Here is a 21,342-nt window from a genome sequence, read left to right as displayed (position 1 = left end):
GCCGCCCGGCGAGCCGGGCGGTCGAAGGCGGAGTGACCGCCCCTACAGCATCCGCAGAATCTCCCGCTTGAGCCGGCTGATGATGCGCTTTTCCAGGCGCGAGATGTAGGACTGGGAGATACCCAGCCGGTCGGCCACCTCCTTCTGGGTGCGCTCCGGGCGGCCGTCCAGGCCGAAGCGCAGGGTGATGATCTCCCGCTCCCGGTCCTCCAGCTTCTCCAGCGCGTCGGAGAGGAGCTGGCGGTCCACGTCCGCCTCGATGGGCTTCATCACCAGATCGCTCTCCGTCCCCAGGATGTCGGAGAGGAGCAGCTCGTTGCCGTCCCAGTCGGTGTTCAGGGGCTCGTCGAAGGAGACCTCGCTCTTCAGGTTGGCCGTCTTGCGCAGATGCATCAGTATCTCGTTCTCGATGCACCGGGAGGCGTAGGTGGCCAGCTTGATGTTTTTTGCGGGCTGATAGGTATTGATGGCCTTGATGAGGCCGATGGTGCCGATGGAAATCAGATCCTCAATGCCCACGCCGGTATTTTCAAAGCGGCGGGCGATGTAGACCACCAGCCGCAGGTTCCGCTCAATGAGCTGGGACTTCACACCCTCGTCCCCACCGTCCAGACGGGCGATCAGCTCCGCCTCCTCGTCCCTGGACAGAGGCGGCGGCAGGGTGTCGCTCCCCCCGATATACATGATCTTCCCCGGCAGCTTGAGCCCCAGCCGGGCCAACAGCCGCTCCACGCCCACAAACAGGCGCAGTCTCCAACCGTTCATAGCCATCCTCCCACATCGTCTGTTTATGTACCAATCAGCGCGTGATAGCCGCCCCCGTCGGTGAGGCGGGTGGGGGACAGGGCCAGCAGCAGCTTGCCGTAGTCCTCCGTCCCCACCCGCGCCCCGTCCAGGCGCAGGGCCAGCAGCATGCCGCACTCCACCCCCACCGCCTGGTAGGGTAGCAGGCGGCACCGCCCCTGCCAGCCCTGACGGCCCAGCCGCTCCAGGGCCTCCACCGGGCGGCGCAGCTCCTCGGGAGCCGGCGCCTGCCCGTCGGGAAAGAGAGCCCCCACCTTCTCCCCCTCCGCCACCATCCCCGGACGTCCGGTGGCAGGGTCTGTGAGGGTGTTGCCCGTATCCACCAGGGCGGTAAGGGCCACCCGCCGCCCCTCCAGGGTGAGCACCGCAGGCACCAGCTCCCGGCGCAGGCCGCTGTGCCGGGCGGTGCGTTGGAACAGCAGGGTGATGAGCACATAGCACCCCGCCGCCGACAGGAGGATAAGGCGCAGATCCATGGCGGAATAAAAGATGCCGTTTTGCAGAGTGAGCCCCCGCCCGCCCAGGAGCTGGAGGGCGAACACGCCGCCCCCGAAAGCTGCGGACACGGCAAAGAATACCAGACTCACCCGCAGGAGGCGGCGGCTTTTGCCGTAGCCCGCCAGCAGGGCCAGCACCGCCGCCCCCAGCTTGCAGAGGGGATGGAGGAGAAAGCCCATGCCCGGCAGGACGGCGGCGGCGGCGTAGGCCGCCCCGATGGCCGCCCCCAGAGCCAGCCAGCCCCGGCGGAGTATCTCGCCGGACAGGCGTCCGGCGGCCAGCAGCAGGAGATAGTCCACCACAAAGTTGAGCAGGAACAGCTCATCCAGATAGATCACCGTCACCCCGCGTCCCCCCTGTCCTCTGGCCTGTCGTTTCCCATTATAGAGGGCCACGTCCACAAAAAAGGTCAAATCCGGGACGGGCAAAAAAAGAAGCTGACGCGCTGCGCGCATCAGCTTCTTTTCCGTCACACGGTCAGCAGGGGCGCCCGGGTCTTGAGCAGCTCGGTCAGCGGCGGACCCCAGGAGATGACCTCCAGGCCCATGTCCCGCAGCGCCTGCTCCACCCCAAGCTCCTTGGCGCAGGTAATACAGGCCGAGAATTTCACCCCCTGCTCCATGGACAGGACAATGCGCTCCCTCACCGCAGGATCTGCGGCCGCCAGACGGGCGGTCTCCCCCCAGAGGATCACCGTCACTTTTTCCCACCAGCCCCGCACCAGGCTGTTCACCGCGTACATCAGCACCATCTTGTCAAAGACCACCGGATCGGCGTTGGTCCACAGAATATGCAGATGCTGCTCGTCCATTTCAATGCTCCTTTCCGGGGGTCACAGCCCCCGCCACAGCTCCGGCCGGACGGCCTGCCCGCCGGACAGCGCCCCGTCCAGCAGAGACAAAAGCCGGGCCTTGTCCTCGGGCAGTCCGCCCTTCAAGGGCAGATAGTTGGAGGCGTGGTCGCTGGTGAAATGGAGGGGCTCCACCTCCAGGCGTTCCAGCAGCAGCCGGGTCTCCTCCAGGGCCTGCCGGGCGGTGAGCAGCCGGAACTCCCCCCGCGCGGCCGCGTCGCCCAGCGCCGTTCCCCGCTCTGGGAGGTAAGTCAGGGCGGAGAGGTGACGGGGTCTCATGGCGTTGATCAGGGCGGCCGTGTCCAAGGCGTGGGCTCGGGAGGCCTCTCCCTGCCCGGCCAGCCCGATGAGCACCATGGTCCACAGATCGAAGCCCGCCGCTACTATGCGCCGTCCGGCCTCCAGCATACCCGCGGCGTCCACCCCCTTGCGCACCGCCCGCAGCACCGCGTCGCTGCCGCTCTCCACCCCCAGGTAGAGGCGCACCAGCCCCGCCCGGCGGAGGGCCGCCAGCTCTTCCTCCGTCTTGCGCAGGGTGCTGCCCGGGCCGGCATAGGCGTTGACCCGCTCGAGGGTGGGAAAGGTCTGGTACAGCCGGGCCAGGACGGCCAGCAGTTCCCCTGTGTCCATGGCCACCGCGTCCCCGTCGCAGAGGAACACCCGCTTCACGTCTCCATAGGCTGTCTTGGCCAGGGCAATATCCTCAAAAATCTCCTCCAGCGGGCGCACCCGGTAGCGTTTGTCCTTATACATGCCGCAGAAGGTGCAGGCGTTGTGGGAGCACCCCACCGTCACCTGGAGCAGATAGCTCTTCCACTCTCCCGGCGGGCGGTAAACCGTCCCCTCGTACCTCATGCCTGGGGCTCCTCCGTCCGCAGCACCCGCTTGATGCTCTTCTCTGCCTTGCTCCGGGGGAGCATCAGCTCGTGGCCGCAGCCCTCGCAGCGCAGCTTGAAGTCCATTCCCACCCGCAGCACCAGCCACCGCCGGCTGCCGCAGGGGTGCTCCTTCTTCAATTCCAGCACATCGCCCACATGGATGTCCATATCCGCGTCCCTCCCGTTTCCTTCGTAACGCCTATTATACCCTGTCAATTCAGGCCCGGCAAGTGCATATAGTAGTCTATCGGAAAAAAATGACTGTGGAAACGAAAGGATTTGGTCACATTGAGGAGCCGCTTCCTGCCCGAGGGGCGTCTGTTACATACACCGGAAAACGAGGCCGCCTGCGCCTCCTGCGACGGCCTCCGCCGGGCCATGGAGGAGGGGACGGTGCTGGAGGGGGTTGCCCAGCTCTGCGACGGGGCCCACAACCTGCTGGTGTCCGTAGGGCCGTTTACCGGCTTTCTCCCCCGGGAGGAGGCCGCGCTGGGCATTGCAGAGGGCACCACCCGGGAGATCGCCATTCTCTCCCGGGTGGGCAAGCCGGTCTGTTTTCAGATCACAGCTCTGGAGGAATCTGAGGGCGTCCTCCGGCCCCGCCTCTCCCGCCGCCGGGCCCAGCAGGCCGCCCTGGACGCCATGCTTGCCGGGCTGCATCCCGGCTGTATCCTCCCGGCTGTGGTCACCCACCTGGAGTCCTTCGGGGCCTTTGTGGACATCGGCTGCGGCGTTCCCTCCCTGATCGGGATTGAAAACATCTCCGTCTCCCGCATCCCCCACCCCGACCAGCGGTTCCGGGTGGGGCAGGCCATCTTCGCCGTGGTACAGGAGCTGGACCCCAAGCTGGGGCGGGTGTACCTGACCCACCGGGAGCTGCTGGGCACCTGGGCGGAGAACGCCGCCCGCTTTCAGGCGGGCATGACGGTGCCCGGTATCGTCCGCGGGCTCAAGGAGTATGGGGCCTTTGTGGAGCTCACCCCGAATCTGTCCGGCCTGGCGGAGCGGAAAAACGGCCTGCGGGAGGGGGACCGTGTGTCCGTCTACATCAAGGCTATCCTGCCTGAGCGGATGAAGATCAAGCTGCTGGCCATCGACACCCTGCCCCCGCTGAACGTCCCCGCGCCGCTGGAGTATTTTCTCACCCAGGGACAAATTGAAAAGTGGAAATACGCCCCCGAGGGCTGTGTCAAGGTGGGCGCGGAGACCATATTCGCCTGAAAAACAGGAGCGCGGCTATGCCGCGCTCCTGTTTTATGCCTCGGGGCCTTTGATCTCGTCCCAGTACCGCCTGGCGGCCTGCTCATTCTTGTTGTCGCCGTAGTGGTAGTAACACCTATCCGCCAGCAGGTCGGGCAGATACTGCTGGCGCACCCAGTGGCGCGGAAAGTCGTGGGGGTAGAGGTAGCCCTGCTCCCGCTCCATCCCCGCCGAGTCGGCGTGGACGTTCTGGAGGTGGCGGGGGTAGTCGCCGGTCTTGCCCGCCCGCACATCGGCCTGAGCGGCGGCGATGGCCTCGTAGACCGAGTTGGACTTGGGGGCGGTGGCCAGCAGTACCACCGCCTGGGCCAGAGGGAGGCGGGCCTCCGGCAGCCCGAGCTGGAGAGCGTTGTCCACGCAGGCCTTGACGATCAGGGCCGCCTGGGGGTAGGCCATGCCCACGTCCTCGCTGGCGGAGCAGAGAATCCGCCGGATGGCGGTGGTCATGTCCCCCGCCTCCAGCAGGCGGGCCAGATAGTGGAGGGCCGCGTCGGGGTCGGAGCCCCGCATGGACTTCATGAGGGCAGAGGCGATGTCGTAGTGATCGTCTCCCTCCCGGTCGTACCGCATGGCGGAGCGCTGCGCCACCGTCTGGGCATCGGCCAGGGTGACCACCAGCCGCTCCCCCTCCCGCCGGGCGGAGCTGAGCAGCAGCTCCACCGCGTTCATGGACTTGCGCACATCGCCCCCGCAGGCGGTGGCAATGTGCTCCCGCACGCCATCCTCGCAGTCCACCTCCGCACCTAGGCGCTCCCCCATGAGCCGGATGCCCCGGTCGATGGCGGGCAGCACGTCGACGGCCTCGATGGGCTTGAATTCAAACACGGTAGACCGGCTGAGCACCGCATTATACACGTAAAAATAGGGGTTCTCCGTGGTGGAGGCGATCAGGGTGATCTTGCCGTTCTCCATAAACTCCAGCAAAGACTGCTGCTGCTTCTTGTTGAAGTACTGAATCTCGTCCAGATAGAGCAGCACCCCATCGGGGGCCAGCATGGTGCCGATGTCCTTGATGATGTCCTTGATATCCGAGATGGAGGCCGTGGTGGCGTTGAGCCGGTGGAGGGGCCGGTTGGTGCGCCTGGCGATGATGTTGGCCACCGTGGTTTTGCCGGTACCGGAGGGGCCATAAAAGACCAGGTTGGGGATGTGTCCGCTCTCGATGATGCGGCGCAGCAGGCCGTTCTCCCCCAAAATATGGCGCTGCCCCACCACCTCGTCCAGGCTCTGGGGGCGGATCTCGTCGGCCAGGGGCCGGTATGACATTGGGCATCCCTCCTCGTTTGGTCGCCCCTATTCTAACACATGTTCGAGCCCCCGTAAAGAGCGGCGGATACTATTCATCCCCCTCCACGGTAAAGATCTCCTCAATCGGTACGCCGAATACCTTGGCAATGTTCCAGGCCAGCACCAGCGAGGGATTATAGCGCCCCTTCTCCAGGTTGCCGATGGTCTCCCGGCGTACTCCCACCCGCCTGGCCAGCTCCTCCTGCTTCAGGTCGAAGCGGGCCCGGTACTCCTTGATGCGATTGGTAATCATGCCCGCGCGTTCCACCATTCCCGGCAGCCGCACAGGAAGCTGGAGAGGGCGTATACCGCCACTCCCACCCCCCAGCCCAGCCCGCTGCTGAGGTACAGCGCCTCCGTCGTCCCTCCGCCAAGGGCCAGGAGCAGCAGCGTCCCCACTGCCGTCACTCCCATGCCCGCGAAAAAGCCCCGTGCGGCCGAGCGGAGAATCTGGCCCTCCTGCATCTCATCAGCCCGGGCAAAAAAATACTGAAAGTCCACCGCGAAGGCAAAAAAGCCCAGGAAATATCTCTCCCCGGTGAACACCCCTACAAACCCCAACAGGGACAGCAGGCCGATCAGCCCGTACCATCGTTTGATACCCATCCAGATGCACTCCTTTTATGTGGTGTATTTCGCTCTTTATATTATAAATATACCACATTAAAGGCGTTTGTCAAGAGAAAAACGGCGGCCTGCCGAAGCCATTTTTCGACAGGCCGCCGTCTCTGCTCATGCGTACTCCATTTTGCTTATTCGTACAGGGGATATTTTCCGGTGAGCTGGGCCACCTGGGCCCGCAGCTCGTCCTGTCTGCCCTCAAAATCGGTGGCGGTGCGCCACATGATAGAAGCGATGACCTCCATGTCCGCCTCCTTGAAGCCGCGGGTAGTGGCGGCGGGCGTACCCACCCGGATACCACTGGTGACGAAGGGCTTCTCCGGATCGTTGGGGATGGCGTTCTTGTTGACGGTGATGTTCACCTCGTCCAGCCGCCTCTCCATCTCCTTACCGGTGAGGCGGGCAGGGCGGAGATCCACCAGCATCAGGTGGTTGTCGGTGCCGCCGCTGACCAGATCGAAGCCCTCGGCCATGAGGGCCTTCGCCAGGGCGGCGGCGTTTTTGAGAATCTGCTCCTGGTAGGCTTTGAACTCCGGCTTCATCGCCTCCCCCAGGGCCACGGCCTTGGCGGCGATGATGTGCTCCAGGGGACCACCCTGGCTGCCCGGGAAAATGGCGGAGTCGATTTTCTTGGCCAGCGCCTCCTTGCAGAGGATCATGCCGCCCCGGGGGCCGCGGAGGGTCTTGTGGGTAGTGGTGGTCACTACGTCGGCATAAGGCACCGGGGAGGGGTGGAGCCCCACAGCCACCAGGCCAGCGATATGGGCCATATCCACAAACAGATAGGCTCCCACCTCGTGGGCGATATCGGCAAAGGTCTTGAAGTCGATGGTGCGGGGATAGGCGGAGGCGCCGGCCAGGAGCATGCGGGGCCTGTGCTTTTTGGCCAGATCGCGCACCTGGTCGTAGTCGATGTAGCCCTGGTCGTTGACGCCATAAGCCACGATATTATAGTTTTTTCCCGAGAAGTTGACCGGTGAGCCGTGGGTCAGGTGGCCTCCGTTGGCCAGATCCATGCCGAGCACCGTGTCGCCGTGCTCACACAGGGCGGCGTACACCGCATAGTTGGCGTTGGCGCCGCAGTGGGGCTGCACATTGGCGTGGTCGGCCCCAAAGAGCTGGCAGGCCCGTTTGCGTGCGATATCCTCCACCACGTCCACGCACTGGCAGCCGCCGTAATAGCGTTTGCCGGGATAGCCCTCCGCGTACTTGTTGGTGAGCACCGTGGCCGCCGCGGCCAGCACCGCCGGGCTGACGAAGTTCTCCGACGCGATCAGCTCGATGTTGCGCCGCTGGCGGTCGTACTCTGCCTGAACCGCCGCCCCTACCTCGGGGTCTTGTCCGGCAAGAAACTCCATGATATCCTTGACCAAATCCGACTCCACCTTTCTCAAATTTGACTGTACCGTTTATTATACAGAATCCCACTTTAAATTACAATCGCCCTATTTGAAAAAAGGCTCTCGTTTTTTGGCGGATTCTATGCTATATTGTCTAAGAGGTGATTCGATGAAAAACCATGAGGACGTCCTGGCTATCGTAGAGGAGCTGAAGAAGCTATACCCCGAAGGGCTCTGTTCGCTCCAGTACCCCAAGCCCTACGAGCTGCTCTTTTCCGTGCGTCTGGCCGCCCAATGTACCGATGAGCGGGTCAACATGGTCACTCCCGCCCTCTTTGCCCGCTTTCCCACCCTGGAGTCTCTGGCCCAGGCCGACCCCGCCGAGGTGGAAACCTATATCCATTCCACCGGCTTCTTCCGGGCCAAGGCCCGGGACATTGTAGCCGCCTCCCGCATGCTGGTGGAGCAGTACGGCGGCCGGGTGCCCGACACCATGGAGGAGCTGCTCAAGCTGCCCGGTGTGGGCCGCAAGACCGCCAACCTGATTTTGGGCGACGTGTACCACACCCCCGGCGTAGTGGTGGCGGACACCCACTGCATACGCATTACCGGCCGACTGGGCCTCACCGACGGCACCAAGGACCCGGCCAAGGTGGAGGAGCAGCTCCGGCCCACCCTGCCGCCGGAGGAGTCCAACGACTTCTGCCACCGGATGGTGCTCCACGGCCGGGCGGTGTGTATGGCCCGCAAGCCCGACTGCCCCAACTGTACCCTGCGCCCCTGGTGCGATTTCTACACAAAGTCCTGACTCCAGCAGGAGAGGGCCCGCCGGACAGACCGGCGGGGCCTCTGTGCTATTCCTGCGGCGCCTAGCTCACAATGCACTTGTCCTTCCACCTTCCACGGCAATAGGACACCACGCAGATCAGCAGGCCCAGGGCCCAGCCGATGGGATAGGCCCAATAGATCTCCTCCGGGCCGAAGAAATAGGCCAGCGCATAGGCCACAGGGATGCGGGCCGCCCAGAGGGAGATGATGGAGGCTACCATGGGCACTGTCGTGGCGCCTGCGCCGCGGAGGACGCCGTTCATGATAAACATCATGGCCAGAATGAACATCAGGGAGAGGGCCCGGAGCAGGTATGCCTCCCCGGCGGCCACCACGCCGGGCTCCCGGTTGAAGAGCATCAGCAGGGGCCGCCGCAGGGGCAGCACCACCGCCGACATGGCCAGGCATACCAGAGTGCCCAGCACCAGGGCCCGGCGGGTCCCGGTCTGTACCCGGTCCAGCCTCCCCGCCCCCATGTTCTGTCCCACATAGGTGGTGGCGGCGATGGAAAAGGACTCGATGGGCATGAAGGCGAAGGTGTCGATCTTGTTGGCGGCGGTGAAGCCGGCCGCAAAATCGTTGCCGAAGCCGTTGATCAGCGCCTGCATGATGAGTATGCCCACCGCGAACTGGCACTCCTGTATCGCGGAGGGTATGCCCAGACGGATCACCTGCCCCAGCAGGCGCCGGTCCAGCCGCATCCGGAACAGGCGGATATGGAGGAAGGGGTACTTTCGGTTGATGTAGAAGATGCCGAACACCCAGGAGCAGATCTGGGCCAGAATGGTGGCCAGGGCCACGCCGAACACGCCCCAGGAGAACACCAGCACAAACACCAGATCCAGCACAATATTGATGACACAGGCGATGAACAGGAAGATCAGGGGCGTCCGGCTATCCCCCAGGCCGCGCATGATGCCGCTGTTCATGTTGTAGCCCAGAGTACCGATGATGCCGCCCAGCACCACCATGCAGTAGGTCCGCGCCTGCTCATAGGCCTCCTGCGGCACCCGGATCAGGGTGAGCAGCGGCCCGCTGGCCAGCACGCCCAGCAGGGTCAGGGGCACAATGATCACCAGCAGGGCGCTGTAGATGGTGTCCACCGTGCGCCCCACCGCCCCTTGGTCCCCGGCGCCCACATACTGGGCGATCATGATGGTCGCGCCCATGGAGAATCCGAGGAAGAGGGAGGATATCAGGAACATGATAGAGAAGCCCGCGCCCACGGCGGTGAGGGCGGAGGAGCCCACATAGTTGCCCACCACCACCGAATCCACCATGTTGTAGAGCTGCTGGAGCACATTTCCCGCCAGCAGGGGCAGGGAGAACAAGACGATCAGCCGGGTCGGCGACCCCTGAGTCATGTCCATGGCTCCGTGCCCGTTCCGCTTGATCTCACTCATTGCCTCTCCTCCCCATCCGTTTTATCTCCTCGCCCGCTCATAGATGATGCGCAGGCCGTCCAGCACCAGTTGGGGATCCACCACGTCGATCAGCTCTGTGTTGTCCGCCACCAGCCGGGACAGGCCGCCCGTGGCCACCACCTTGGTGTCCGGCTGGCCGATCTCCTCCTTGGCGTGGCGGATGAGGTACTCGATGGCCCCGATGTAGCCCAGCACCGCCCCAGCCTGGATCTGCCCCACGGCGGTGGTGCTCAGCACTGTGTCCGGCTTCACCAGCTCCACCCGGGGCAGCAGGGCGGTCTTCTGGAACAGGCCGTCGATAGACACCTGCACCCCGGCGGTGATGCAGCCGCCCAGGTACACCCCCTCCCGGCTCACCGCGTCCAGGGTGGTGGCCGTTCCGAAGTCCAGCACCACCAGCGGCGCGCCGTATTTGGCGATGGCCGCGATGTCCGCCGCCGCCCGGTCGGGGCCCAGGCGCTCGTCGCTGTCGCACTCCACGTAGGGCAGGCCGGGGTCCAGCGCCTCGTCCAGCACCAGCGGGGTCTTGCCCACATACTTCTGCACCGCCCGGCTCAGGGTATGCATCACCTGGGGGGCCACCGAGCCGATCACCACATCCTCCACCTGCCCCAGCTCCAGGCCGAAGCGCTGGAAGTACTGGCACAGCCAGAGCCCCAACTCGTCGGAGGTTCGGTTGGCGTCCGTCATCAGACGGAAACTCCCCACCAGCGCCTCCCCCCGGTAGACGCCGAACTCCATATTGGTATTGCCTACATCAATGACCAGCAGCATACTGCTCCTCTCCCTTCTCAGATATGCGACAGATAGCACACCGCGCCGCCCTCCTCCAGGACAGCCACGGCGTAGGTGGGCTGAACCAGGCTCCCGGCGGCGCCGGGGTTGACGATCCACAGGCCGTTCTGGAACTCGCAGAGGGCCTCGTGCGTGTGGCCGAAGCACAGAAGTCCCGCCCCCGCCTCTCGGGCCGCGCGGATGGCCGCCCCGGGCCCCATCTTCACGTGGTAGGTGTGGCCGTGGGTCATCAGGATTTTACACCCCTCCAGGGTAAAGCACCGCTCGTCCGGCAGATCCGGCCGGCGGCCGTCACAGTTGCCCGGCACATAGGTCACAGGAATATCGGGAAACTGACGGGCCAGCTCCTCCGCATCCCGGGCCAGATCCCCCATATGGAGGACGCGGTCCGGGTGCTCCAGGCGCACCACGTCGGCCATGTTGGCCACGTTGCCGTGGGAGTCGGAAAAAAGTACCAGCTTCAAGGTATCACCTTCTGAAAAGTCACTCATAGAATGGAGTGATCGGTCTTATAAATAATTGAGATGGAGCTGATGGTATGGCAAATCCCCGGTCCAATCTGGACGAACTCATGAAGGACCCCAAGGCCGCCGGCCTGCTGAAGAACAAGGCCCTGCTCCAGAGCCTGATGCAGTCCCCGGACACCCAGCGCCTGATGGAGTTGCTCAGTCAGAACGCGGGGGACGGCCTCAAGACCGCCGCCGCCAAGGGGGACACCGGCGCCCTGCTGGGCATGGTGCGGCAGGTCATGCAGAGCAGCGAGGGGGCCCGGCTGGTACAAAACATCAGCCAGGCGGTGCCCAAGGAGAAGAAGTAGGCATTTCGGCGGGAGGGGGCGGGAGACATGGCCGAATTCGAGGAGAAACTCAACGCGATCCTCAGCGATCCCCAGGCCATGGGCCAGATCGCTTCCCTCGCGCAGGCGCTGACTGGGGAGCACACGGGAGAATCCGCCCCGCCCCCCGCCGCAGAACCGGCGGAGGCCGGGCCCGCGGGAGAGGCGGCCGGGCAGGCCGGCGCCACCGACTGGTCCGCCCTGCTGGGCATGCTGGGCGGCGGCGGAGACAGCAACCCGCTTTCCGCCCTGTCCGAGCTGGATCCCCAGCTTCTCCAGGCCGGTCTGCGCCTCTTTTCCGAGTACTCCGCCACTGACGACCGCAAGGTGGCCCTGCTCAATGCTCTCAAGCCTTTTGTCAAGCCGGAGCGGTATGCAAAGGTTGACAAGGCCGTTCAGATCGCCAAGCTGGCCCGGGTCATCCGGGTGGCCTTCCAGCTCTTCCAGAGCCGCCGAGAGGAGGGGAAGGACGATGTATAACCGCTACATACCCAATGGCGCCTCCTACACCCGGGTCGTGGAGGAGGATGCCCCTCCCACCCAGACCGTCCCTCCCGACGCGCCCCCGCCGGAGCCGGACGCCGAGGCGCCGGAATCCGCCAAGCCCGCCTCAGGACTGAGCAAGCTGCTTCGGGGCCTCAAGCTGGACGGCCTCGACACCGGCGATGTCCTGCTCCTGCTCATCCTCCTGTTCCTCTTTCTGGAGGGGGACGACATGGAACTGGTCATCACCCTGGGGCTGCTCCTGCTGCTGGGGCTGGAATAACGGGCGGCCGGCCCCCGCGCCGTGCAGTGGAAAGGGGAGGAGCTGACCTATCGGATGACCTCCTACGCGGTGTCGACGGCCCGTTATTCCTCTACCGTATGCAGCACTGTGCCGTCCGGCAGCGCAAACTCCGTGAGTCCGAAGAGGGTACGGTCCGTCGACACCGCGTAGGAGGTCATCCGATAGGTCAGCTCCTCCCCTTTCCACTGCTCGGCGCACACCAACAAGCCGCTGTCCACGGAGACCCAGTACTTCTCCACATAGCCCAGCGCGTCCTCGCCTGTCTCCACATAAATGCAGGCCAGGCCGCCCTTCTCCTCATATCCGGCGGCGGCAATGGCATCCTGCTCCAGCTCCAGTACGTCCTCATAGGTGGGGATGCGCTGGCCCTCCAGATCCGCCGAGTGCCCGTCCGCCGGACCGGAAAGGGCCGTGCGGTCGCCTCCATACCACAGCCAGAACTGCCCGTCGCCCACGATGGAGTAACGTACCGTCCCGCCTGGCAGGGCTGCCTCCGTCTGGGTCCAGCCGCCGTCTACCCACACGTCCGCATGGGTGGTTCCGCTCTCTCCCTCGCCCCAGAAGTCCTCGATCGTGACCGCGCGAGTGTAGCGGTCCGGGCGGGAGAGGGTATCCCGGATGACGCTCTGCACCGTCTCCGTCGTCACGTCCACCAGCACCAGACCGCTCTGCACACCGGGCTCTCCCCCCGGCTGCTGGGAGACCTCCGGCGTGGGCAGCACGATCTTCGCCGTGTCCGGCGCAAAGAGGCCCAGTCCAAAGCTGGACACCATGGCCACCACGATGACGATGCCGATGAGTACCACCAGCAGATTCCGCTTTCTGCGCTCCACGCCTGTTCCCTCCTCTCCGCTCGGACCGCGTTATGCCTGGAATTCCTCCGGCCGGTCGGCCCGCAGGCCGAATTTCCACTCAATGGCATCGGCGATCCGGCGGCAGGCGAAGCCGTCGCCGTAGGGATTGACGGCGTGGGCCATGGCGGCGTAGGCCGCCGGAGCGGTGAGCAGCTCGGAGGCCATGGAGAAGATGACGTTCTCCTCCGTCCCCGCGATCTTCACGGTCCCCGCCTCCACCGCCTCGGGCCGCTCGGTCTCCCGCCGCAGGACAAGCACCGGCCGCCCCAGGGCGGGGGCCTCCTCCTGCAGTCCGCCCGAGTCGGTCATGACCAGATAGGCCCGGGCCATCAGGTTGTGCATCTCATCGGCGGAGAGCGGATCAATGAGGTGGATACGGTCGTGGCCGCCGAGGTACTTCCCCGCCGCCTCCCGCACCACCGGGGACAGGTGAACCGGGTAGACCAGCTCCACCTCCGGGAAGGCGTCCGCCACCCGGCGCAGAGCCGCCATGATGTTGGCCATGGGCTGGCCGTAGTTCTCCCGCCGGTGGCAGGTCACGAGGATGATCTTTCGGCCGGTGTAGTCCAGATGGTTGAGAAGATCCGTTGTGAAGTGATAATCCTTCACAACCGTGGTCTTGAGGGCGTCGATCACGGTATTGCCCGTGACAAACACCCCGTCGGTGATCCCCTCCCGCTCCAGGTTTGCCCGGTTCGCCCGGGTGGGGCAGAAATGCAGGTCGGCGATATCGCCCACCAGCTTGCGGTTCATCTCCTCCGGAAAGGGAGAATACTTGTCACCCGTGCGCAGCCCCGCCTCCACATGGCCCACCCTGATCTGGTGGTAAAAGGCGGCCAGCGCCCCGGCGAAGGTTGTGGAGGTGTCCCCGTGGACCAGCACCAGGTCGGGTCTGGCCTGCTCCAGCACCCCCTCCATGCCCAGCAGGCACTTGGAGGTGATGGTGGAGAGGGTCTGGCGGGGCTCCATGATGTTCAGATCGTAATCGGGCCGGAGCTGGAAGATCTCCAGCACGGAATCGAGCATCTCCCGGTGCTGGGCCGTCACACAGCAGACCGGCTCCAGGCCCGGACGGCGCTGGAGCTCCGCCACCAGGGGAGCCATCTTGATGGCCTCCGGCCGGGTGCCGAAGATGGTCATGACGCGCACCTGCCTCATTTCTCTTCCCCCTTCTCGTCCGGCTTCTCACCGTCGTTTTTCTTTCCGTTTGCGCCCAGGAAAATCCGGGCGGAGATCGCCCCGGCAAAGCACAGGGCCAGCAGGAGCAGCATGGCCTTCACCGGCCCGCTGGTGGTGAGCACCACGGCGGACAGGCCCAGGATGGCGCTGATGACATACAGCACCGCCACCGCCTGCTTTTGGTTGAAGCCCATGTCGATAAGCCGGTGGTGCACGTGGCTGCGGTCGGCGTGCATGGGGCTCTGTCCGTGGGCAATGCGGCGGATGAAGGCGAAGCAGGTGTCGAAGATGGGCAGGCCCAGCATGAGGAAGGGCACCGCAAAGGAGATAATGGTATAGAACTTGAACAGGCCCTGAATGGACACCACCGCCAGAATATAGCCCAGGAAGGTGGAGCCCGTGTCCCCCATAAAGATCTTGGCGGGATTCATGTTGTAGGGCAGAAAGCCGATACACCCGCCCGCCAGGGCGGCCATGAGAATGGCCACGTTGCCCTCGCTGACCACCAGGGCGATCACCAGCAGGGTCATGGAGCTGATGGTGGATACGCCGCAGGCCAGGCCGTCCAGGCCATCAATCAGGTTGACGGCGTTGGTGATGGCCACGATCCAGATGACCGTGGCGGGCACCGCCAGAATCCCCAGATTCCAGTAGGGATCCGCGGAAAACACGTTGGGGTTGGACAGCGTCTCGATCACGTTGCCCGAGAGCACCGCCACCAGGGCGGCGATGATCTGCACCACAAACTTGAACATGGCCCGCAGCGAGTAGATATCATCAAAGATGCCCAGCACGACGATGATGACCGCCCCCAGCAGCATCCCCCGCATTTGGGCGTTCAAGTCCAGAAAGAGCAGGACGCTGAGCAGGAAGCCCAGGAAGATGGCCAGTCCGCCCATGCGGGGGATGGGGTGGTCGTGCATGCGGCGGCCGTCCTTGGGTACATCCACCGCCTTGACCCGAATGGCCAGGTTTTTTACCACCGGAGTGGCCACCAGGGCCACCACCAGGGCCACCACCAGGGCGGCGGCCACGATGCCGATGAGGGGAAGATCCAGATTTCTTGGCATGGGAATTTGCTCCTTATCTTTACCGGGCCAGGAAGCCCACCTTTTTGTAGACCTTGCGCAGGGTCTTTTCCGCCACGTAGGACGCCTTCTCCGCGCCGGCGCGGTAGACGCTCTCCAGATAGGCCTTGTCGGAGAGCAGGCGGCGGGTCTCCTCCTGGATGGGCCGGAGCATCTCCACCACGGCCTCGCCCACCACGGGCTTGAACGCGCCGTAGCCCTTGCCGTCGAACTCCGCCTCAATGGCCTCGAAGCTCCTGCCGGTGACGGCGGAATAAATGCTCATCAGGTTGGACACGCCCGGCTTGTTCTCCCGGTCGAAGCGGACGCAGCGCTCAGTGTCGCTGTCGGTGATGGCCCGCTTGAACTTGCGCAGGATGTCCTCCGGCTTATCCATCAGGAACACGCAGCCCTCGGGTATGGATTTGCTCATCTTGGTGTCCGGCTGGTTCAGGCTCATCACCCGCGCGCCCATCTTGGGGATGTAGGGCTCGGGCACCTTGAGCACGTCGCCGTACACGTGGTTGAAGCGCTGGGCCACGTTGCGGGTCAGCTCCACGTGCTGCTTCTGATCCTCCCCCACCGGCACAAAGTCCGGCTGGTAGAGCAGGATGTCCGCCGCCATCAGGCAGGGGTAGGTAAACAGGCCGGCGTTGATGTTGTCGGCGTGCTTGGCGGATTTGTCCTTGAACTGGGTCATGCGGGACAGCTCGCCGAACATGGTGTAGCACTCCAGCACCCAGGCCAGCTCCGCGTGCTGGTGCACGTGGGACTGGACAAAAATTGTGTTGCGCTCCGGGTCCAGACCGCAGGCGATGTACTGGGCCACCTGCTCCAGAGTGCGGCGGCGGAGCTCCGCCGGGGTCTGGCGCACGGTGATGGTATGCATATCGGCCATAAAGTAGAAGCAGTCGAACTCGTCCGCCCGGGCGCCCCAGTTCTTGATGGCTCCCAGGTAGTTGCCCAGGTGGAGCTCGCCGCTGGGCTGGATGCCGGAGAGCATGACTTTTTTCTGGTTTTCCATTCTAAAACACACCTCTTACGAGTGATTTTTGGCTCATTGGGTACAATGCCCCATATTGGTTTATCATATCATATCCAAATGGCCTTGACAATCCTTAGGCGAAAAATATAGAATAATGTGATGAAGTTTAAAAAAGGAGTCTTTTCAATGGATCTGAACTGGTTTGAGGAGATGGAAGCCCGCATCCCCAAGGATGGCGTCCGCACCCGCTTCGCCCCCTCCCCCACGGGCTACATGCACGTGGGCAACCTCCGCACCGCCCTCTACACCTGGCTCATCGCCCGCCACAGCGGCGGCAAGTTCATCCTCCGCATTGAGGATACCGACCAGGGCCGCCTGGTGGAGGGCGCCACCGAGGTCATCTACGCCACCCTGCGCAAGTGCGGCCTGACCTGGGACGAGGGCCCCGACATCGGCGGCCCGGTGGGACCCTACATCCAGACCGAGCGCCGGGCGCTGTACGGCAAGTACGCCGAGCTGCTGGTGGAGAAGGGCCACGCTTATTACTGCTTCTGCGAAAAGACCGAGTCTGAGGAGGACTCCGGCAACTTTGACCGGGCGGCCGACCCCTGCCGGGACATGAGCCTGGAGGAGGCCAGGGCCAAGGTGGCCGCCGGCGCCCCCTACGTCATCCGCCAGAAGATCCCCGCCGGGGGCTCCACCGTCTTCTCCGACGCCGTATTCGGGGACATTACCGTAGAGAACTCCACCCTGGACGACCAGGTGCTCATCAAGCGGGACGGCCTGCCCACCTACAACTTTGCCAACGTCATCGACGATCACCTGATGGGCATCACCCACGTGGTGCGGGGTTCCGAGTACCTGTCCTCCGCCCCCAAGTACAATCTGCTGTACCAGGGCTTCGGCTGGGACGTGCCCACCTATATCCACTGCTCCCCCGTCATGCGGGACGCCCACAACAAGATGAGCAAGCGCAAGGGCGACCCCTCCTACGAGGATCTCATCGCCATGGGCTATCTGTCCGAGGCGGTGGTCAACTACGTCACCCTGCTGGGCTGGTCTCCCAGAGGCGAGTACGCCGAGCGGGAGTTCTTTACCCTGGCCGAGCTGGCGGAGATTTTCGACATCGGCGGCATCTCCAAGTCCCCCGCCATCTTCGACATCGAAAAGCTGACCTACTTCAACGCCCACTACCTGCGGGAGATGAGCCCCCAGGCCTTCCATGCGGCCGCCCTGCCCTACATCCGCCAGGCGGTGCAGAATCCCGCCCTCTCCACGGAGGAGATCGCCGGGCTGCTCCAGGCCCGGTGCGAGCGTCTCACCGACATCCCAGAGAAGCTGGACTTTTTTGACGCCCTGCCCGGCTACGACGCGGGGCTGTTCACCAACAAGAAGTCCAAGACCAATCCGGAGGTGTCCCGGCGGATGCTGGAGGCCGCCCTTCCCGCCCTGGAGGGGCTGGCCGACTGGACCGTGGACGGGATTCGTGACGCTCTGATCGGCCTGGCCGAGTCTTTGGAGGTCAAAAACGCCACCCTCATGTGGCCGGTGCGCATTGCCGCGGCGGGCAAGGCGGTTACCCCCGGCGGCGCGGTGGAGATCTGCCACATTCTGGGGAAGGACGAGTGCCTGCGCCGCCTCCGTCTTGGGCTGGACAAGCTGGGCGGCTGAGCCCAGCCGTAAATGGTGAGAATCATGCAGATGTTTGCCGACGGCCGCAGTAGAAAAGTGGTGTTTCTGGCCCACTGCCTGCTGAACCAAAACGCCATCTCCGACGGAACCGCCGTATATCCGGCTGCTTTCCGGGAGCTGGTGCAGTTCTTTCTGGAACATCAGGTGGGAATCGTTCAGCTTCCCTGCCCGGAGCTCTGCTGCCTTGGGCTGGACCGTGGAAACAGGCAGGGCGCGCAGTCCCCGGTCACAGAAGAAAACACCCGTATTCGTGCCGCCATGCAGGCGCCCACCCCCAGCCGGATGCTGGAGGACCTAGTTGAATCTGTCATACATCAGGTGCTGGAGTACCACAGATACGGGTTTCGCATCGTTGCGTTTCTGGGCGCAAACCGCTCCCCCAACTGCGGAGTGGAAGCCACGTCCGACCACAATCAAGAGATGCCCGGCCGTGGCCTTTTCCTCGGCGCGCTGGAAGATCGGATTCGGGCGGCCGGCTTGGAAATTCCTCTTCTGGGCGTGAAGGCCTCCGATGATCTGCTCAACCTTTTTGCGCGGCTTCGCCCCCTTCTTTAGCTTATATTTACCGCACATAAAACGCCCCCTTTTACGCAACCTAGCCGTAAAAGGGGGCGTTTTGTCATGGAGAAACGGAGAAAACAGGTGCTGGCCGCCAGCTTTCTGGCGGGGGCCTTCGCGGTGACCGCCGGGTTTGCAGTGCAGGGCCACGCCCGGGCGGCACAGTACCGGCGCATGCTGGACAACACCTATCAGCACGCCTTCACCGAGCTGGCCACGGCGGCGGGCGAGCTGGATGTCGCCCTCCGAAAGGTGACCTACGCCACCAGTCCCGAGCTGTTCTCCGCACTGTGCGCCCAGGCCTACAGCAAGGCGCTGGCCGCTCAGTCGGCTCTGGGCGAGCTGCCCTACGGCAACGTAGAGCTGGAGCAGACCGCCGCCTTCCTGGCCAAAACCGGTGACTACGCCATGGCCCTGGCCCGGGACGCCTACGGCGAGACGGCGTGCACTGAGGCGCACCGGGAGACCCTGCGCGGCCTGGCGGGGGCCGCCTCCACCCTGTCCGGCGCCCTCCAGAGCCTGCTGGCGGAGCTGGACGCGGGCACCATCCGGCCGGAGGACGTGGAGACCGTTCAGGCACGGCTGTCCAACGCCACGGAGTCGGGTGAACTCCCCGCCGGCTCGGCCTTCCAGACGGTGGAGGCCGACTTCCCCGAGGTGCCCGCCCTGATCTACGACGGCCCCTTTTCCGACCACCTGTCGTGCCGCACTCCCAAGATGCTGGAGGGGCTGCCCCAGGTCTCCGAGGCGGAGGCCCGCAGGGCCGCGGCGGCCTTTCTGGGGCTGCGGGAGGACATCTTCACCCTCAGCGCCCAGGGCGAGGGACAGCTCCCCACCTGGGGCTTCTCCGCCCTGGTGAATGGCGGCGAGCTCTATGTAGAGGTCACCCGGCAGGGCGGCCAGGTGCTCCAGGTACTCTCCTCCCGGCCGGTGGGCGAGGCGTCCCTCTCCGCCCAAGAGGGGCGGCAGAAGGCTGCGGAGTTTCTGTCCGAGCGGGGCTACCAGGATATGGACCCCAGCTACTCCATCCGGCAGGGCGGCATACTCACTGTCCACTTTGCCTCCCGCCAGGACGGCGTGTACTGCTACCCCGATCTGGTCAAGGTGGGTGTGGCGCTGGACACCGGGGATGTGGTGAGCTTTGAGTCGGAGGGCTACCTCATGAACCACGGGGACCGTACCCTCCCCGCCCCCGCCGTCTCCGAGGCGGAGGCGGCCGCCCAGGTGGACGGCTCCCTCACCGTTCTGGCCCACCAGCTCGCCCTGATCCCCACCGGCGGCGAGTACGAGGTGCTGTGCCACGAATTCAAGTGCCAGAACGCCTCCGGCGGCCACGTGCTGGTCTACGTGGATGCCGCCGATGGCCGCCAGGAGCGCATTCTGCTGCTCCAGGAGGACGAGAATGGGACGCTGGTAATCTGAAACGCGAAGTTTGGAACGTACAGTTTCTGCAAAACCGATTGACAGGGAATTAACAATGTGCCATAATAGGTTCCGGTAAATCGTTAAACTTTTAACGATTTAAAATTCACGTATACACGGAGGTACCTGTTATGTCCCGTTTTACGCTTCCCAGAGATATCTATTATGGCGCCAATGCGCTGGAAAATCTGAAGAATCTGAAGGGCTCCCGTGCAGTGCTGGTGCTGGGCGGCGGCTCCATGAAGAAGTTCGGCTTTGTGGACAAGGCCCTGGGCTATCTGAAGGAGGCCGGCATCGAGACCCGTCTGATTGAGAACGTGGAGCCGGATCCCTCCGTGGAGACCGTAATGAGCGGCGCGGCCGTCATGCGGGAATTTGAGCCCGACTGGATCATCTCCATGGGCGGCGGCTCCCCCATCGACGCGGCCAAGGCCATGTGGGCCTTCTATGAGTACCCCGAGACCACCTTCGAGGATCTGATCACCCCCTTCAGCTTCCCCGAGCTGCGCCAGAAGGCCAAGTTCTGCGCCATTCCCTCCACCTCCGGCACCGCCACCGAGGTCACCGCCTTCTCCGTCATCACCGACTACCAGAAGGGCATCAAGTATCCTCTGGCCGACTTCAACATCACCCCCGACGTGGCCATCATCGACCCGGCCCTGGCCGAGACCATGCCCCCCAAGCTGGTGGCCCACACCGGCATGGACGCCCTGACCCACGCCATCGAGGCCTATGTGTCCACCCTGCACACCGTGTTCACCGATCCCCTGGCCCTCAAGGCCATCCACATTGTGGAGAAGGATCTGCTCCGCTCCTTTAACGGCGACATGAGCTGCCGCGAGGAGATGCACTACGGCCAGTGCCTGGCCGGCATGGCCTTCTCCAACGCCCTGCTGGGCATTGTCCACTCCATGGCCCACAAGACCGGCGCGGCCTTCTCCACCGGCCACATCACCCACGGCCTGGCCAACGCCATGTACCTGCCCTACGTCATCGCCTACAACGCCAAAGCCGACGGCGTGGCCGAGCGCTATGCCGACATCGCCCGCACCATGGGCGTCGTGGGCGACACCACCGCCGAGCTGGTGGAGGGCCTGCGCGCCAAGATCCGCTCCATGAACGACGCTATGGGCATCCCCAACACCCTGAAGGACTTCGGCATTATTGAAGACGAGTTCAAGGAGAAGCTGGATGCCATCGCCGCCAACGCGGTGGGCGACGCCTGCACCGGCTCCAACCCCCGCCCCATCGATCCCGCCACCATGGCCAAGCTGTTTACCTGCATCTACTACGGCACTGAGGTCGACTTCTGATTCTGATTTCTACTTCCTTCCTCCATTTCTACATCATAAGCCGGATGGGGGGGGGGGGGGGGGGG

The 21,342-nt window shown here is 64.3% G+C and carries 25 protein-coding genes; 9 read left to right on the top strand and 16 right to left on the bottom strand.

Features of this window, described 5'->3' with window-relative positions; all coding sequences use genetic code 11:
• Window positions 1-42 precede the first annotated feature (42 nt).
• The 5 genes from sigE to ACESY8_RS06600 all read right to left on the bottom strand — a co-directional run bounded on the left by sigE (window position 43) and on the right by ACESY8_RS06600 (window position 3,198).
• Window positions 43-765 carry an RNA polymerase sporulation sigma factor SigE gene (sigE, locus tag ACESY8_RS06620; protein ID WP_009256747.1) on the bottom strand — a complete coding sequence of 241 codons (723 nt, stop codon included), beginning with the start codon at window positions 763-765 and terminating at the stop codon, window positions 43-45.
• Window positions 766-788: 23 nt separating this feature from the next.
• Window positions 789-1,646: a sigma-E processing peptidase SpoIIGA gene (locus ACESY8_RS06615; protein ID WP_498794670.1), complete on the bottom strand. Its 858-nt coding sequence runs from the start codon at window positions 1,644-1,646 to the stop codon at window positions 789-791.
• Window positions 1,647-1,771: 125 nt separating this feature from the next.
• Window positions 1,772-2,113 carry a DsrE family protein gene (locus tag ACESY8_RS06610; RefSeq protein ID WP_498794669.1) on the bottom strand — a complete coding sequence of 114 codons (342 nt, stop codon included), beginning with the start codon at window positions 2,111-2,113 and terminating at the stop codon, window positions 1,772-1,774.
• A gap of 21 nt (window positions 2,114-2,134) precedes the next feature.
• Window positions 2,135-3,007: a radical SAM protein gene (locus ACESY8_RS06605; protein WP_087359513.1), complete on the bottom strand. Its 873-nt coding sequence runs from the start codon at window positions 3,005-3,007 to the stop codon at window positions 2,135-2,137.
• Window positions 3,004-3,198, bottom strand: coding sequence for a DUF951 domain-containing protein (locus ACESY8_RS06600; RefSeq protein ID WP_007488287.1), 195 nt, complete (start codon window positions 3,196-3,198; stop codon window positions 3,004-3,006). Before ACESY8_RS06600 ends, ACESY8_RS06605 begins: the two co-directional genes overlap by 4 nt.
• Window positions 3,199-3,408: 210 nt before the next feature.
• Between ACESY8_RS06600 and ACESY8_RS06595 the strand changes: the two genes are divergently transcribed.
• Window positions 3,409-4,251, top strand: a complete 843-nt coding sequence (locus ACESY8_RS06595; RefSeq protein WP_407066225.1) for a S1 RNA-binding domain-containing protein — start codon at window positions 3,409-3,411, stop codon at window positions 4,249-4,251.
• Between the two features lie 33 nt (window positions 4,252-4,284).
• Here ACESY8_RS06595 and ACESY8_RS06590 read toward each other — a convergent pair whose 3' ends face one another.
• The 4 genes from ACESY8_RS06590 to glyA form a co-directional block, all read right to left on the bottom strand.
• Window positions 4,285-5,556, bottom strand: a complete 1,272-nt coding sequence (locus ACESY8_RS06590) for a replication-associated recombination protein A (protein WP_009256742.1) — start codon at window positions 5,554-5,556, stop codon at window positions 4,285-4,287.
• A gap of 70 nt (window positions 5,557-5,626) precedes the next feature.
• Window positions 5,627-5,830, bottom strand: coding sequence for a helix-turn-helix transcriptional regulator (locus ACESY8_RS06585; protein WP_009256741.1), 204 nt, complete (start codon window positions 5,828-5,830; stop codon window positions 5,627-5,629).
• The gene (locus ACESY8_RS06580) at window positions 5,827-6,183 is read right to left on the bottom strand and encodes a DUF3796 domain-containing protein (RefSeq protein WP_138307050.1); all 357 of its coding nucleotides are present in this window, start codon (window positions 6,181-6,183) and stop codon (window positions 5,827-5,829) included. Before ACESY8_RS06580 ends, ACESY8_RS06585 begins: the two co-directional genes overlap by 4 nt.
• Window positions 6,184-6,329: 146 nt before the next feature.
• Entirely contained in the window at window positions 6,330-7,571 is a 1,242-nt protein-coding gene (gene glyA, locus ACESY8_RS06575) for a serine hydroxymethyltransferase (RefSeq protein ID WP_024723067.1), read from the bottom strand.
• Between the two features lie 136 nt (window positions 7,572-7,707).
• On the opposite strand from glyA, the gene nth reads away from it, so the two are divergent.
• Window positions 7,708-8,346, top strand: coding sequence for an endonuclease III (gene nth, locus ACESY8_RS06570; protein WP_007488280.1), 639 nt, complete (start codon window positions 7,708-7,710; stop codon window positions 8,344-8,346).
• 61 nt (window positions 8,347-8,407) lie between these two features.
• Here nth and ACESY8_RS06565 read toward each other — a convergent pair whose 3' ends face one another.
• Genes ACESY8_RS06565 through ACESY8_RS06555 form a run of 3 tightly spaced genes read right to left on the bottom strand, consistent with a single transcriptional unit; the run spans window position 8,408 to window position 11,049 of the window.
• Window positions 8,408-9,769: an MATE family efflux transporter gene (locus ACESY8_RS06565; protein ID WP_007488279.1), complete on the bottom strand. Its 1,362-nt coding sequence runs from the start codon at window positions 9,767-9,769 to the stop codon at window positions 8,408-8,410.
• 21 nt (window positions 9,770-9,790) lie between these two features.
• Window positions 9,791-10,564, bottom strand: coding sequence for a type III pantothenate kinase (locus ACESY8_RS06560; RefSeq protein WP_054338564.1), 774 nt, complete (start codon window positions 10,562-10,564; stop codon window positions 9,791-9,793).
• Window positions 10,565-10,581: 17 nt separating this feature from the next.
• A complete protein-coding gene (locus ACESY8_RS06555; RefSeq protein WP_110503314.1) occupies window positions 10,582-11,049 on the bottom strand; it encodes a metallophosphoesterase family protein in 468 nt (155 codons plus the stop codon).
• Window positions 11,050-11,123: 74 nt separating this feature from the next.
• On the opposite strand from ACESY8_RS06555, the gene ACESY8_RS06550 reads away from it, so the two are divergent.
• From ACESY8_RS06550 to ACESY8_RS06540, 3 genes are read left to right on the top strand one after another with little or no spacing between them, the layout of a single operon-like run.
• Window positions 11,124-11,402: a hypothetical protein gene (locus ACESY8_RS06550; protein ID WP_009256735.1), complete on the top strand. Its 279-nt coding sequence runs from the start codon at window positions 11,124-11,126 to the stop codon at window positions 11,400-11,402.
• Window positions 11,403-11,429: 27 nt separating this feature from the next.
• The gene (locus ACESY8_RS06545) at window positions 11,430-11,900 is read left to right on the top strand and encodes a hypothetical protein (RefSeq protein WP_054338563.1); all 471 of its coding nucleotides are present in this window, start codon (window positions 11,430-11,432) and stop codon (window positions 11,898-11,900) included.
• Entirely contained in the window at window positions 11,893-12,186 is a 294-nt protein-coding gene (locus tag ACESY8_RS06540; RefSeq protein ID WP_434307986.1) for a hypothetical protein, read from the top strand. Before ACESY8_RS06545 ends, ACESY8_RS06540 begins: the two co-directional genes overlap by 8 nt.
• Window positions 12,187-12,269: 83 nt before the next feature.
• On the opposite strand, the gene ACESY8_RS06535 is transcribed toward ACESY8_RS06540, so the two are convergent.
• The 4 genes from ACESY8_RS06535 to trpS are packed head-to-tail and all read right to left on the bottom strand — an operon-like array spanning window position 12,270 to window position 16,331.
• Complete coding sequence (locus tag ACESY8_RS06535; protein WP_054338562.1) at window positions 12,270-13,040, bottom strand: immunoglobulin domain-containing protein; 771 nt, start codon at window positions 13,038-13,040, stop codon at window positions 12,270-12,272.
• A gap of 30 nt (window positions 13,041-13,070) precedes the next feature.
• A complete protein-coding gene (gene wecB / locus ACESY8_RS06530) occupies window positions 13,071-14,219 on the bottom strand; it encodes a non-hydrolyzing UDP-N-acetylglucosamine 2-epimerase (RefSeq protein WP_054338561.1) in 1,149 nt (382 codons plus the stop codon).
• Complete coding sequence (locus ACESY8_RS06525) at window positions 14,216-15,310, bottom strand: MraY family glycosyltransferase (RefSeq protein WP_007488266.1); 1,095 nt, start codon at window positions 15,308-15,310, stop codon at window positions 14,216-14,218. Before ACESY8_RS06525 ends, wecB begins: the two co-directional genes overlap by 4 nt.
• Window positions 15,311-15,329: 19 nt before the next feature.
• The gene (trpS, locus tag ACESY8_RS06520) at window positions 15,330-16,331 is read right to left on the bottom strand and encodes a tryptophan--tRNA ligase (RefSeq protein WP_044939896.1); all 1,002 of its coding nucleotides are present in this window, start codon (window positions 16,329-16,331) and stop codon (window positions 15,330-15,332) included.
• A gap of 147 nt (window positions 16,332-16,478) precedes the next feature.
• Here trpS and gltX point away from each other — a divergent pair, with 147 nt between their 5' ends.
• From gltX to ACESY8_RS06500, 4 genes are all read left to right on the top strand, one after another.
• Window positions 16,479-17,963 carry a glutamate--tRNA ligase gene (gltX, locus tag ACESY8_RS06515; RefSeq protein ID WP_434307985.1) on the top strand — a complete coding sequence of 495 codons (1,485 nt, stop codon included), beginning with the start codon at window positions 16,479-16,481 and terminating at the stop codon, window positions 17,961-17,963.
• A 12-nt stretch (window positions 17,964-17,975) separates the two neighbouring features.
• Window positions 17,976-18,539: a CD3072 family TudS-related putative desulfidase gene (locus tag ACESY8_RS06510; RefSeq protein ID WP_434307984.1), complete on the top strand. Its 564-nt coding sequence runs from the start codon at window positions 17,976-17,978 to the stop codon at window positions 18,537-18,539.
• A gap of 66 nt (window positions 18,540-18,605) precedes the next feature.
• On the top strand, window positions 18,606-19,964 hold the full coding sequence (locus tag ACESY8_RS06505; RefSeq protein ID WP_204681626.1) for a PepSY1/2 domain-containing protein: 1,359 nt from the start codon (window positions 18,606-18,608) through the stop codon (window positions 19,962-19,964).
• A 131-nt stretch (window positions 19,965-20,095) separates the two neighbouring features.
• Window positions 20,096-21,277, top strand: coding sequence for an iron-containing alcohol dehydrogenase (locus ACESY8_RS06500; protein ID WP_054338560.1), 1,182 nt, complete (start codon window positions 20,096-20,098; stop codon window positions 21,275-21,277).
• Window positions 21,278-21,342 lie beyond the last annotated feature (65 nt).

Origin of the sequence: Clostridium sp. ATCC BAA-442, assembly GCF_964239415.1 — a bacterium.
Classification (GTDB): Bacteria; Bacillota; Clostridia; order Oscillospirales; family Oscillospiraceae; genus Flavonifractor; species Flavonifractor plautii.
This window is presented reverse-complemented; position numbering and strand designations above follow the sequence as displayed.